The sequence below is a fragment of the Paenibacillus sp. PK4536 genome, from assembly GCF_028594455.2.
In the GTDB taxonomy this organism is placed as follows: domain Bacteria; phylum Bacillota; class Bacilli; order Paenibacillales; family Paenibacillaceae; genus Saccharibacillus; species Saccharibacillus nuruki.
Genome location: NZ_CP126313.1, coordinates 4,294,449 through 4,307,591, shown reverse-complemented (window position 1 = coordinate 4,307,591; position 13,143 = coordinate 4,294,449). Strand labels below are relative to the sequence as shown.

Below are 13,143 nucleotides of genomic sequence, written 5' to 3'. Positions count from 1 at the left end.
AGTTAAAGTATAAATCAAAGATTATAATGAAACCCATTCATCCCGATGGACAGCTTCTAAGCGGTGGATATCTTCAATACCTAATCGCTTCGATACCTCAGAACTAGGTAGACCACAGATTAATTGTAATTGATCATGATCATAATTGACGATGCCCCGCCCTAGTACTTCACGCTGAAGATTCACCACTTCAATCACATCTCCGGCATGGAATTGACCTTCCACTTGCTTAATCCCAACAGGTAATAGACTACGATATTCGCGAGTCAATGCTTGAGCTGCACCATCATCAACAATAAGGGTGCCCAGTGGAGTAGATAAGAAGCCAAGCCATTGCTTTTTAATCGAAAGTGCAGAGACATGTGTCGCAAAATACGTTCCTTTACCATGATGATCAATCGTTGCTTTGAGATCACCGACTTCACGTACACGACCAACAAATACAGGTACACCGCCGCGAGTAGCTATTTTGGCGGCATCAATCTTAGAACGCATACCACCTGTACCTACCGCAGAACCGGAACCTCCAGCAACCGCATAGATTTCATCGGTAATCTCATCAATGCGATCATATCGCTTAGCCGTTGGATCATGACGGGGATCAGCACTATACAATCCTTCCATGTCCGTTAGAATAATCAATTGCGAAGCACGCGCTAGATTAGCAACCAGCGCAGATAATGTATCATTATCACCGAATTTCAATTCATCGACAGATACCGTATCATTTTCATTGAAAATAGGAATAACCCCTTGCTTCAGCAATTCTTCAATAGTCATGGTTGCATTGCCTGTTCGTTTCCGATTGTTAAAATCACTGCGGGTTAATAATACCTGTCCACTAACTATGCCATGACGTGCAAAAGCTTGTTGATAATCACGCATCAGCAGGGCTTGACCGACCGAAGCGGCGGCTTGCTTTTCATGTAATAACTTGGGACGTGAAGGATAGCCTATTTCTCTAAATCCTGCGGCAACAGCTCCCGAGGTGACCAAAAGCACAGAGTACCCTGCACGCTGTAACGATGCGATCTCATCTGCAAAAAAATCAACAGCTTGATGATCAAGTCCTCCTTGTGGTCCGGTTAGCGAGCTGCTCCCAATCTTGACAACAATACGCTGATTTGACAATATGTTCACTCCTTTATAACTGCCTATCCATTTCTATATTTAGTTAGAATATAAACAAAAAAGACTTTCATCCTCTACATCAACATACAATGCAAAGGACGAAAGTCTGAGCTCCCGCGGTACCACCTTTATTGACAGAATCTATCGTTCTGTCCGGCTTAAATATCCAAGATAACGGTAGGTATCCGTTCAGCGTTATAGGCGCTAAAAGTTCGGGGGTAGGTTCGGTAAGAGCTGGTGGCGAATCCTTTCAGCCGCTGGGATTCACTCTCTATACACACCGCAGGTTTACGTACTGTTCCCGTCATCACAATCATTCGTATCCATAGCGTATCCATGAAGATTACGCTAACTGTTTGTTGCAAACTAGAATAGCATGATCAAGCGCTTTTGCCAAGCACCGCATCACTTACTTGAATAATCCTAGCTTGCCAATACGGCGTACCGCTTCTTGCAACCGTTCTTCAGAAGTGAGTAGACCGATACGTACATATCCTTCACCTTTGGTTCCGAAGCCAACTCCTGGTGCTACAGCTACATGTGCTTTTTCTAGCAGTAAAGTGGCAAATTCTTCTGAACCCATGCCGTTAGGTGTAGGCAACCAGGCGAAGAAAGAACCTTTAGGTGCTTGAGCTTCCCAACCGATTTTTTCTAATTCAGCAAAAAAAGCATTTCGGCGAGATTCATACGTAGCTACCAGATCAGTCACACATTGTTGTGACTCTGTTAAAGCTTTGGCTGCCGCTGCTTGAATACCTCCAAACAAACTCACATACACATGATCTTGCATTAAGTTGATCAGACGAATGATTTCTTTATTTCCTAGAGCAAAAGCAACACGCCAGCCAGCCATATTATACGTTTTGGATAACGTATAGAACTCAACGCCGACTTCTTTGGCACCCGGAATCTGTAAAAAGCTCACCGGTTGTTCTCCGTCAAATCCTATCGCTCCATAAGCAAAATCGCTAGCAACAACAATATTATGCTTAGCTGCAAATTGTACTGTTTCTTCATAGAAAGAGTAAGGAGCTGTCGCCGATGTAGGATTGTTCGGATAATTTAGAAACATCAACTTGGCTTTCTCTAATATTTCGGGTGCAATTGCATTATAATCCGGTAAGTATTTATTTTCTTCTGTCAAAGGCATAAAGGACATCTCTGCACCAGATAGTGCAACACCAGACCAGTAATCAGGATACCCCGGATCAGGAACAAGACATATATCCCCTTGTTCAAGCATAATTTGGCTAATTTCGATCAGACCTGTTTTGCCACCGAATAAAATAGCAACTTCTGTCTCAGGATCAAGATCGACATTATAATCTTCTTTATAACGTTGTGCCGCCGCTTCTTTGAGAAAAGAATAACCGGAAAAAGGCGAGTACTTATGATATTGTGGATTTCCAGCGGCTTCACGCAATTCTTCTACAATATGCGGAGGGGTTGGTTGATCAGGATTTCCTTGCCCCAAGTTAATAACATCATGCCCTGCGGCAACCTGACGATTAACATTTTGAACAAGCTTGGCAAAAAATTGTTCAGGCAGTTGATTCATAACACTAGCAGGTTGTATTGATATACTTGGTAATTCATTTGTATTTGAGTTTGAGTTTGAAGAAGTAGTCATCGTTATCACTCCGTATCCGCTAAATTCATGGTATGATTGTTAAAATTTAAAAAAACCTCAAGTGTTCCTAATCTATCATGATTTTTCCGATCAGTATACAGGAGATTTAAGGGAATCGAAAGTCAGAAGGGTTCGTTGCCCATTCTATATTACTGATTCTATATAGAGGATATCCAAAATAATAAACTCATGCTACATTAAAACTAGCTTAGATTCAGCTAGCTACTCAAGCTGTGATAAAGGGGATTATAACCAATGAATAAGACACGTCAATTACATATTGCTTTGATTCAAATGGATATTGAGCTTGCGAATCCTAAAGTTAATCAACAACGTGCTGAACAATGGATTACACAAGCAATGAGTGCGGCGCCAAGACCCGATGTAATCGTACTTCCTGAAATGTGGAATACCGGTTATGCTCTCGATCGCTTAGAAGGATTAGCTGAACGTGAAAATGGCAAGCTGACCGCATGGATGAGTCAAATCGCTAAGCAACATCAGATTGTACTGGTAGGAGGTTCGATATCAGAACAACGGGAGAGCGGTTTTTATAATACATTATATGTGTATGGAGCAGATGGCGAGCGTACTGCCAAATACGATAAAATTCATTTGTTCAAATTAATGAACGAAGAGAAATTTATGCAACCGGGTGAGCAGAAAGCATTATTTCCTCTACATGATGTGACGGCTGCCGCTTCGATTTGTTATGATCTTCGCTTTCCTGAGTTAGCACGCAGTCTAGCTCTAGCTGGTGCACAGATCTGGTTCGTGCCTGCGGAATGGCCTCATCCACGTATGCATCACTGGCGTACACTACTGACTGCACGTGCGATTGAGAATCAAATGTATGTGGTGGCTTGCAATCGAGTCGGACGGGACGAGAAAAGTGAATTTTTCGGACATTCGATGATTATTGATCCTTGGGGTGAAGTATTAGCTGAAGGGGATGAAGTAGAAGGAATCATTAGTGCGACGATAGATCTTGATCTAGCGGATGAAGTGCGTGGACGTATTCCTGTATTTGCAGATCGCCGTCCTGAATTATATATTCATGAACAAAAGTAAAACAGCATACGAGGTAACACATAGATTCTACAGAAGCGGAAATAATACAGCATATATCGTGTGCTATTATTTCCGCTTTTTTTATGCTGTCATTTAGAAAGAGTAGATGAGCATACAAATGAACGATCTCGCATAAAAGAAGAAAACAATCCTATTTAAATCTTTTTACTTACTAAAAGTTAGTTAGTTCGGTGTTCAGCAACATTCTTCCCTAAAGGTCTTTTGTTATTGTGCAAACTGTTTATAATAAGGATATACAACACGAGCTTACAACTTACATTCGTACACGTAATTAGTTTAACTTAAAGATATTTCAAATAAGGTCATTCAAAAATCATTTAAAATCAAAATTAAAAAAATGAATTAACAAAAAGGAGATTATTATTATGACACTTCGCACAGCAGGTATTCACCACATCACTTCTTTCGTATCTGATCCACAACGTAATGTTGATTTCTATGCAGGCGTACTTGGATTGCATATGGTTAAAAAAACAATTAACTTTGATGCACCCGATGTATATCATTTGTACTTCGGAGATGCTGGCGGTAGTCCAGGAACGATCGTTACCTTTTTCCCACAACCAGGTGCACGTAAAGGAGCCGTTGGAGCAGGTCAACTAGGAATTACAGTATTTGCTGTTCCAACAGGATCACTTGATTTCTGGAAAGAGCGCTTAACTCGATTAGGTATTCGCTTTGAACCGGTTCAACGTTTTGGCGAACAGTTATTGCGTTTTGAAGATCATGATGGTCTACGGATCGAATTGGTAGAACGTGAAGGCGGCGCACAGAGTACATGGGAATGGGACGGGATTACGGCTGCTCAAGCAATCAAAGGATTCGGTGGTGGTGTATTATTTAGCGCAGCACCAGCTAAAACATTGCATACAGTAGAGCATGTACTGGGATTAACCAAAATTGCGGAAGAAGATGGATATGTTCGTTTTCAAGCCGATGGAGAGATTGGTAATATTATTGATGTCAATTCTCGCGAATTACCACGAGGGATTGCTGGAGCAGGAACCGTTCATCATATCGCATGGCGTGCGGCTGACTTTGCAGAGCATGAACTATGGCGTGAACAAGTACAAGCAGGAGGATTCCAACCTACACCTGTGATTGATCGTCAATATTTCAATGCAGTCTACTTCCGTGAAGAAGGTGGAATCTTATTTGAAATTGCTACAGATCCTCCAGGATTCGCTAATGACGAACCAGCTGATCAATTAGGACAAAAATTAATGTTACCTGAATGGTATGAACCACAACGTGAATTGATCGAAAACAATCTATTACCGATCGAAGTTCGTAAAGTATCAGCTCAATCGTAAATAAAGAATGGAGGAATAGAAAATGACACTGACTTTAAAGCATATTTTTAAACAAGGAAGCGACCCTTCACAACCATTACTCTTATTGTTACATGGTACAGGTGGAACAGAAAATGATTTAATTCCTTTAGCACAACGTCTTGCACCAACAGCTTCGATATTGGGTGTGCGTGGAGCTGTTTTGGAAAATGGAATGCCACGCTTTTTCCGTCGCTTGGCAGAAGGGGTATTCGATGAGCCTGATTTGATTGCTCGTACGCATGAATTAAATACGTTTTTGGATGAAGCCGCAGTCGAGTATGGATTTGATCGTCGTAATATTGTAGCTGTAGGATATTCCAATGGTGCTAATATTGCAGCAAGCTTACTTTTCCATGATAATCAATCGTTAAAAGGAGCTGTTCTGCATCATGCGATGGTTCCACTTCGCAGTGTAACCGTGCCTGATCTTTCAGGTATTCCGATCTTTATGGGTTCAGGTACCAATGATCCGATTATTCCTCGCGCAGAAACAGAAGAATTAGCGAAGTATTTTGTAGATGCACAGGCAAATTTACATTTGCATTGGGAAAATTACGGACACCAATTAACTGCAACCGAAGTGGAAGCAGCGGTACAATGGTATAATCAACAGTTCGTATCCTAAAAGTTCACCATGAATTTCAAAAAAAGGTTAAAAAAACGCTTCTGCTGTATTAAACGTAAACTCCTAGATAGGTTAGGCTTATCTCAAGGATTGTACGTTAATACATAACAGAAGCGTTTTTTGATGACCGATTATTATGAAATAAAGATGTTACTACGAATATAGCTTACGATTTTTGGTCCGGTACGATACATGAACCATCTACACATACATCGCCTTCAGTGCTATTGATCATTTGTAATGGATGATCTTCTGCCCATACATCTTGCAATGTATTTAGGAAGACTTCTGTCGGTTGTGCTCCAGAGATACCATATTTGTTATTAACAACAAAGAAAGGAACTCCAGTTACACCTAATTGATTCGCTTGTTGTTCATCTTGACGAACTTCTTTGCCCAATTGTTCGCTGTTCAAAAAGGTCTGTGTCTCGGTGCGATCCAAGCCTACACGTTCAGCGATATCAAGTAATGTATCATGATCTCCAATATGCAATGAATCTGTAAAATAAGCACGGAATAAAGCTTCGTTCATTTCTGCTTCTTTACCCTGTTTAGCGGCAAATTTGAGTAGACGATGCGCATCAAAGCTGTTGGTTAATACCATCGTATCAAATTGGAAATCCAAACCTTCATTTTTGGCTTGTTGCCATAAGTTAGCGCTATTTTGCTTCACTTGCTCTAACGTTAAGCCATATTTGTTCATTAACATTTCGTACATATTCATTGGAATATCTTTAGCAGCATTCGGGTCCAACTCAAAGCTACGGAAACTAACTTCTACTTCGTCCCGATTCGGAAATTGTTCTAAAGCTTTATTAAGACGTGCTTTGCCGATATAACAAAATGGACACTGATAATCTGACCAAACTTCAATTTTCATAGGTATAATCCTCCAGTAAAATAAATAGAATGCACATTGATAAATATAAATAAAACGATCTATAAGGTGTAATCATGTTAGTTGCACTATCTCCAGTATAAACGCAATCCATTGTTATTAATAGTATTTTTATTACTTTTTGTAATTAAGATATGATTACTATTGTTTTTGCTGTTTTTTTATAGTGGATTGGATTCTAATACATCCTGCTCTAACTGATTTTGTTCGCCCCAATCACACATCATATCCAAAATAGGTATCAAAGATTGTCCACGTGCAGATAAACGGTATTCTACTTTAGGTGGTACTTGTGGATATTCCGTACGGATGATTAGCTGATCTTGTTCTAATTCTTTCAGTGTAACACTTAACGTTTTGAAAGAAATCGTACCGATCGAGCGCTTGAGTTCATTATAGCGCATCACTTTATTTTCGCCGGCTAACCAGTACATCACGATCATTTTATATTTCCCACCTACCAGTGAGAGGGTGTAGCCAAATCCTGTATCTTTAAGGTCAACGCCTGTCAGACTATAGTTACCGATATGCATAACATACTCTCCTTTAGGTTAGTATCTAACATTAAAGTGCGTACTTTTTTTAAAATGTAATCCACCATACAATGATTGAAGCAACATAAATACGCGTAATCATGATGGAGGTTTATATGAAAACATTAGTTATTGTAACGCATCCCCATATGGAGGATTCTGTGATTAATAAACGTTGGGTCAAAGAACTGGAACAGTATCCAGATCAATTTACTATCCATGAATTGTATAAAGTCTATCCGGACGAAAAAATAAATGTGGAGCAAGAACAAGCACTAGTTGAAGCTCATGATCACATTGTTTTTCAATTTCCATTATACTGGTTTAATTCGCCGCCACTTTTGAAAAAATGGTTGGATGAAGTATTATTATATGGTTGGGCATACGGTTCAACAGGTAAAGTATTTACTGATCGTAAAGTCGCTATTGCAGTAACTGTAGGCGTAAGTGAAGCTGATTATCAACCCGAAGGAAAATATCGTTATACGTTAGAACAAATATTACTTCCTTTTGAAATGACATTCGATTATATTCATGCTTCGTATCAAGGCTTTACCGCTTTCTATAGTGCAGAACACGAATCTACTCCTGTACGTATTGAAGAAAGTATTTCAGGATATATTGATTTTCTGCAAAATTTTTAAAAGAAGAATCTTTTTCGTTAAGAAGATGAGCTTCGATAATAAAGTATTTACGATTCATCAAGTGCTAGTCTTCGTATAAAAATCCAAATGCAGAAATAGGGAGAGACCGTTGATGTCTTCTCCTTATTTTTATTGTTCAGGATTCACTACATTGATCATTGTTTCTTTAAAAGTCTGCACAAAAGCTTCAGCGGCTTTGGAGAGGTAGCGTCCTTTGCGACGTGCAATGACCAGAGTACGGCTTGGAATCGGTTCGGCTAAAGGCAAATAAATTGGTAAAAATTCACCACGTCGTGCCCGTGCAATATAGTGAGGCACAAAAGTAACACCCATTCCAGTAGCAACCAAAGATTGGATCGTCTCAATATTATTACTTTCAAATACCACTTGTGGCTCAAATCCTGCTTCTTTACAGACATCGAATACAATTTTGCGGAATCCTTGTCCTTTTTTGAGTACGATAAATGGTTCATGTTCTAATTCTTTTAATTGCACAGGTCGATGATCACCATTCGCAAAGCGCTGCGCTAAAGGATGATTAGGGGGTACAGCTAGGTCGATCAATTCATCGCCAACGGGTTCATAAGTTAGTGAAGGTTCTGTCAGTGGAAGAGCCAGTAGACTTAAATCAGTTTTACCACTTGCAGTTAACTTTTCCAGATTCAGCGAAGTATCTTCTATTAAGATAACTTCAATCTGCGGATAAGCAGCACGGAAAGCAGGTAATACATGAGGGAGTAAATGTGAACCGGTAATCTGCATACTACCAACCACAACACGTCCACTTTGTAATTGCGAAATATCTGCCATTTCTTGACGTAACTGTTCCACCGCATCAATAATCTTCTGCGCTTGTTCTACAAAATTAGCACCTGCATGAGTTAATTCTACAGTACTGGTATTCCGCTGGAACAAAAGCACCCCTAATTCTTTTTCTAATTTGGATAATTGCTGACTAAGTGAGGGTTGAGCAATATGTAATTTCTCGGCTGCACGTGAAAAGTTACGTTCAGCGGCTATTTGTAACGCATATTGCAATTGTCTAAGTTCCATGTTCAGTTGCTCCTTTGTACATCTATTGTTTTTATACATCTATTTTAATAAAAGTTCACTTATAAGTATAGCCTATAACTTCTATAGTTATTATATCTTGGAACAATATAGCACTGGATGTTATATTAGATTCAATATAAAGCGGTGCTTCATTCTCAGGTCCAAGATTTCATTGCAGCCATCGTAATCTGCTGCAAGAGAATGTTCGCTGACTTAGTCCGAATCTTATGATGGGGTGAAAATAATGAGTAAAAAAACATTGTACGAGAAAATTTGGGATAATCACGTTATTTTTCAACAAGAAAATCAACCGAGTATTTTGTATATTGATCTACATTTAGTACATGAAGTAACGTCTCCGCAAGCATTTGAAGGTTTACGTTTAAGCAATCGTAAAGTACGTCGTCCAGAATTAACATTTGCAACGATGGATCATAACGTACCGACAACAGATCGTTTTAATATTAAAGATCCAATTTCTAAGCAACAAATTGATACATTAAGTCAGAACTGTGCAGATTTTGGAGTCAAACTATTTGATCTTGATACGATTGATCAAGGGGTTGTCCATGTTATGGGTCCAGAATTGGGTCTAACTCATCCGGGCAAAACAATCGTGTGCGGAGATAGTCATACATCAACTCATGGAGCTTTTGGTGCTCTTGCTTTTGGTATCGGAACCAGTGAAGTAGAACATGTTATGGCAACACAGTGTTTGCAGCAATCCAAGTCCAAAACGATGGAAATTCGTTTTAATGGGTCACGCAAACCGGGCGTTACAGCAAAAGATATGATCTTGGGCGTTATCGCGAAATATGGTACTGACTTTGCAACAGGTTATGTATTGGAGTATACAGGTGAAGCGATTCGTGAGTTAACGATGGAAGAACGTATGACTGTATGTAATATGTCCATTGAAGGTGGTGCAAGAGCAGGTCTAATCGCACCAGACGCAACAACGATCGAATATCTTCGTGGTCGCCAATATGTTCCACAAGGCGCAGCATTTGAAGAAGCTGTAGCACGTTGGGAACAGTTAACAACAGATGCAGATGCAGAGTATGATACTGTGCTTGAATTTGATGTCGATGTATTGATTCCACAAGTAACCTGGGGAACAAGTCCGGGTATGGGTACAGATATTACTTCTTCCGTACCGAACCCTGCTGATTTCACCACTGAAAATGAACGTAGAGCTGCTGAAAAAGCACTTGAATATATGGATTTGGCTCCGGGTACACCGATGGCTGAAATTCCGGTTGATTATGTATTTATCGGTTCTTGTACGAATGGACGTATAGAAGATTTGCGTGCAGCAGCAGCTGTAGCGAAAGGATATACTGTTTCAGATCGTTTGACAGCTATCGTCGTTCCTGGTTCTGGACGCGTGAAGATTCAAGCGGAAAAAGAAGGCTTGGATGTGGTATTTAAAGAAGCTGGTTTTGAATGGCGTGAAGCAGGATGCAGTATGTGTCTAGCGATGAACCCGGATGTATTACAACCTGGACAACGCTGTGCTTCAACATCGAATCGTAACTTTGAAGGGCGTCAAGGACGTGGTGGACGTACGCATCTAGTTTCTCCAGCAATGGCAGCAGCAGCGGCGATCACAGGACACTTTACCGATGTACGTGATTGGAATTTCAAATCAGAAGTATTGAACTAGGAGAGGGGTAATTATCCATGGAAGAATTCAAACAATTAAACGGGATCGTGGCTCCTGTAGACCGTGTAAATGTCGATACAGATGCTATTATTCCTAAGCAGTTTTTGAAAAGAATCGAACGTACAGGTTTTGGACAATTTCTATTTTACGAATGGCGCTGGGATGAAGCGGGCAATGTGAATCAAGATTTTGAAATGAATAAACCTCGTTACGAAGGAGCTTCTGTACTGGTTTCCCGTGCGAACTTTGGTTGTGGTTCTTCTCGTGAGCATGCACCATGGGCGATTATGGATTATGGATTCCGTTGTGTTATCGCACCATCATTTGCAGATATTTTCTATAATAACTGCTTCAAAAACGGAATTTTACCTGTCAAATTGTCTGAAGAGCAAGTACAAGACATTTTCCAACGTACAGCCGATCATGAAGGTTACCGTCTAAAAGTAGATTTGGAGAACAAACAATTGTCCGATGATTACGGTCTAACGATTGATTTTGATCTGGATGAGCATCGTCGCCAATTTTTACTTCAAGGGCTGGATGATATTGGTCTAACTTTACAACATGAAGCAGATATTACAACCTACGAAAATAATAAAGCTCAGCATTTATTCGTATAATTCTTAAAAAAATGCATAACCCTGTCGATAGTACTTATGACAGCGGGTTGTGCATTTTTATTTTGTTAAAATCGCCTTGAATTTTAAGGTTACATTGACGTAACATTTTTAAATTTAAGGAAAGGTCGCGTTCATTCTGTTAAGATTGTAAAAGACTCGCAACTTTTGACCAAGTTGAGCGTCTAAACAATCGTCGGGTTGTATGTGAAAACCGGTAGGAGCCGTACAAGAAGTTCGGTAATAAAAAACGGGAATGGTAGGGGTGAAGAATGAAGAAATTTGCTTTTTTGTTATTTTTGTTTGCGTTTATGTGGTCCTTTCCCCACATCGGTGATGCTGCCACGAACACACGTGTTGTATTAAATGGACAGCAACTTAGTATTCCAGAAGAAGTACAGAATATGGATGGTTCGGTGATGGTGCCGATTCGTGTGATTTCTCAGGAACTGGGTTATCAAGTAACCTGGAATCAAGATGATGGTAAGGTTGCGATTGATGGCGAAGGTAAATCAATCACATTGAATATTGGCAAAAAATCGGCTTCTGTCGATAACCAAACGTATACGCTGAATACAGCACCGGTTGTTCAAAATGGTACTACATTAGTACCCATTCGTCTGGTTAGTGAACAGATGGGGATCAAAGTAAACTGGAATAACAGCGACAAAATTGTCACGTTGGCAACAACAGGCACGAGCACCGGCGGAGGAACGACTTCGGAATCAGGATCAAACGCCGAGAACGGTCTTGCACTGGTGAACGGTATTAGTTTTAGTGAAAGCCGCTTATTGGTTACACTGGACAAAAACGTAACACCAAAAGTATCCAAAATGGATTCACCGAATCGAATCGTTATTGATCTGCCTAATTCTGACTTTGGTGGCGGCTTTGCTCAAGGTCAATCTGCAAGTGCAGGACAAATTCAAACACTGGCTGTAGAGAACAATGATAAAGTTTCTCAAATCCGTTACTCACAGTACAGTACAGATCCATCTTCTATTCGAATTGTAATTGATTTGAACAATAAGCAGAATTACGAAGTCTTTAACGAAGGTGACGGATTGTTAATTGTCGATCTAACACCGGATAACGGAACCAAACCTACACCTCCAACAAGCACAGAAGGAACAACACAACCTGGATCTGCTGTAGGGAACTCCGGTAAAAAAGTAGTCGTAATTGATGCAGGACATGGATATCAAGATCCAGGAGCTGTTGGTTCTGTAAGTACAGAGAAAGCTTTGAATCTTGCTGTAGCCCTTAAAGTAGAAGCTATTCTTAAACAAGATCCAAATATTGATGTAGTACTTACACGTTCTGACGATACGTTCCTTGAACTGAAACAACGTGTGAAAGTAGCAGAGAAGCTAAATGCTGATCTATTTGTCTCTATTCACGCGAACAGCAGTAGTTCTTCTGCGGCTTCCGGTACAGAAACGTATTACCAACGCAGTAATAGTAAAAAGCTAGCACAGACAATTCACAAGTATCTGGTTGCAGCTACAGGTTTTAAAAATCGTGGCGTTCAATATGGTAATTTCCATGTTATTCGTGAAACGACAATGCCTGCGGTACTACTAGAAGTTGGATTTATTAGTAACAAATCAGAAGAATCCAAAATGAACGATGCATCCAGACAACAAGCTGTTGCTGAAGGGGTCGTTAAAGGAATCAAAGAATATTTAGGGGTATCCTAAAAGAAAATACATGTGTACCAAAAGATCAGTCTTATCTATATTTTAAATAGATGACTGATCTTTTGTTTAGGGAAAAAAGCAAATCCTTGATAACTTTTAACGATTTGTTGACGTAAGTAAAAAATTACTGAAAATTCATGTAAACGATGCGTGCAATTCGTCACAGAACATGTTAAGATACGAATTGTATTGTCATTGAAGATTGGGTACGAGATCTAAT

12 protein-coding genes and 1 other annotated feature are annotated in these 13,143 nt (G+C 39.9%); of the genes, 7 read left to right on the top strand and 5 right to left on the bottom strand.

The window, feature by feature from the left end:
* Nucleotides 1–21 precede the first annotated feature (21 nt).
* Nucleotides 22–1,158, bottom strand: a complete 1,137-nt coding sequence (gene proB, locus PO903_RS19100) for a glutamate 5-kinase (RefSeq protein WP_350339089.1) — start codon at nucleotides 1,156–1,158, stop codon at nucleotides 22–24.
* Nucleotides 1,159–1,222: 64 nt separating this feature from the next.
* Nucleotides 1,223–1,448 (bottom strand) — a binding site (T-box leader).
* Nucleotides 1,449–1,540: 92 nt separating this feature from the next.
* Complete coding sequence (locus PO903_RS19095) at nucleotides 1,541–2,761, bottom strand: pyridoxal phosphate-dependent aminotransferase (RefSeq protein WP_273594313.1); 1,221 nt, start codon at nucleotides 2,759–2,761, stop codon at nucleotides 1,541–1,543.
* Nucleotides 2,762–3,016: 255 nt separating this feature from the next.
* On the opposite strand from PO903_RS19095, the gene PO903_RS19090 reads away from it, so the two are divergent.
* From PO903_RS19090 to PO903_RS19080, 3 genes are all read left to right on the top strand, one after another.
* Nucleotides 3,017–3,832, top strand: a complete 816-nt coding sequence (locus tag PO903_RS19090) for a carbon-nitrogen family hydrolase (protein ID WP_273594312.1) — start codon at nucleotides 3,017–3,019, stop codon at nucleotides 3,830–3,832.
* A gap of 386 nt (nucleotides 3,833–4,218) precedes the next feature.
* Nucleotides 4,219–5,166, top strand: a complete 948-nt coding sequence (locus PO903_RS19085; RefSeq protein ID WP_273594311.1) for a ring-cleaving dioxygenase — start codon at nucleotides 4,219–4,221, stop codon at nucleotides 5,164–5,166.
* 22 nt (nucleotides 5,167–5,188) lie between these two features.
* Entirely contained in the window at nucleotides 5,189–5,812 is a 624-nt protein-coding gene (locus PO903_RS19080; RefSeq protein WP_069327967.1) for an alpha/beta hydrolase, read from the top strand.
* A gap of 166 nt (nucleotides 5,813–5,978) precedes the next feature.
* Here the strand turns inward: PO903_RS19080 and PO903_RS19075 are convergent, their stop codons facing one another.
* Both PO903_RS19075 and PO903_RS19070 read right to left on the bottom strand, forming a co-directional pair.
* Nucleotides 5,979–6,692 carry a DsbA family oxidoreductase gene (locus PO903_RS19075; protein ID WP_069327968.1) on the bottom strand — a complete coding sequence of 238 codons (714 nt, stop codon included), beginning with the start codon at nucleotides 6,690–6,692 and terminating at the stop codon, nucleotides 5,979–5,981.
* Nucleotides 6,693–6,871: 179 nt separating this feature from the next.
* The gene (locus PO903_RS19070) at nucleotides 6,872–7,243 is read right to left on the bottom strand and encodes a winged helix-turn-helix transcriptional regulator (RefSeq protein WP_069327969.1); all 372 of its coding nucleotides are present in this window, start codon (nucleotides 7,241–7,243) and stop codon (nucleotides 6,872–6,874) included.
* Between the two features lie 116 nt (nucleotides 7,244–7,359).
* Here PO903_RS19070 and PO903_RS19065 point away from each other — a divergent pair, with 116 nt between their 5' ends.
* Nucleotides 7,360–7,887: an NAD(P)H-dependent oxidoreductase gene (locus PO903_RS19065; RefSeq protein ID WP_273594310.1), complete on the top strand. Its 528-nt coding sequence runs from the start codon at nucleotides 7,360–7,362 to the stop codon at nucleotides 7,885–7,887.
* 129 nt (nucleotides 7,888–8,016) lie between these two features.
* Here the strand turns inward: PO903_RS19065 and PO903_RS19060 are convergent, their stop codons facing one another.
* Nucleotides 8,017–8,940 carry a LysR family transcriptional regulator gene (locus PO903_RS19060; RefSeq protein ID WP_069327971.1) on the bottom strand — a complete coding sequence of 308 codons (924 nt, stop codon included), beginning with the start codon at nucleotides 8,938–8,940 and terminating at the stop codon, nucleotides 8,017–8,019.
* A gap of 244 nt (nucleotides 8,941–9,184) precedes the next feature.
* On the opposite strand from PO903_RS19060, the gene leuC reads away from it, so the two are divergent.
* The 3 genes from leuC to PO903_RS19045 all read left to right on the top strand — a co-directional run bounded on the left by leuC (nucleotide 9,185) and on the right by PO903_RS19045 (nucleotide 12,923).
* Nucleotides 9,185–10,606, top strand: coding sequence for a 3-isopropylmalate dehydratase large subunit (gene leuC, locus PO903_RS19055; protein ID WP_273594309.1), 1,422 nt, complete (start codon nucleotides 9,185–9,187; stop codon nucleotides 10,604–10,606).
* A gap of 17 nt (nucleotides 10,607–10,623) precedes the next feature.
* Entirely contained in the window at nucleotides 10,624–11,226 is a 603-nt protein-coding gene (gene leuD, locus PO903_RS19050) for a 3-isopropylmalate dehydratase small subunit (RefSeq protein WP_069327973.1), read from the top strand.
* A gap of 269 nt (nucleotides 11,227–11,495) precedes the next feature.
* A complete protein-coding gene (locus PO903_RS19045) occupies nucleotides 11,496–12,923 on the top strand; it encodes an N-acetylmuramoyl-L-alanine amidase family protein (protein ID WP_069327974.1) in 1,428 nt (475 codons plus the stop codon).
* Nucleotides 12,924–13,143 lie beyond the last annotated feature (220 nt).